Raw genomic sequence first — 376 nt, forward strand, 5'->3', positions numbered from 1 at the left:
TAGGCCTGGCTGTCGGGGCAATTGCTATGGTTGTATATTGGGGCTTTATGGAAAGTAGAGAACCTGTTTCTTCCACTGGTACGCTGCAGCAATATGAATGCAGATATTTTGGGGGAAAGGGTAAAAAGTTTATACATGAGTTTCTAATAGAAGGGGATGAATATACCTTTACTTCCAAAGCAGCTTGTGAAAACTTTTCCAGGCCGACAGTTGGAAATCAATATCGCTTTTATTACTTTGAGAGGTTGCAGGGAGCATCGGACATTGTTTTCTTTGAGAGTGTGATATCTCAAGCGCAGGGAGAAAAGGAAATTGGACGAACCAAACAAGCAATCGTGCTTATGGCGCTGATGTTTACTTTATTATTTTGTGTAAA

General features: G+C 40.7%; 1 protein-coding gene. It reads left to right on the top strand.

What is annotated here, in order from left to right; all coding sequences use genetic code 11:
* Positions 1-376, top strand: a 376-nt coding sequence (locus IY568_RS24525; RefSeq protein WP_194868978.1) for a hypothetical protein, incomplete at both ends; no start/stop codon positions are given.

Source organism: Pseudoalteromonas sp. PPB1 (assembly GCF_015356275.1).
In the GTDB taxonomy this organism is placed as follows: Bacteria; Pseudomonadota; Gammaproteobacteria; order Enterobacterales; family Alteromonadaceae; genus Pseudoalteromonas; species Pseudoalteromonas rubra_D.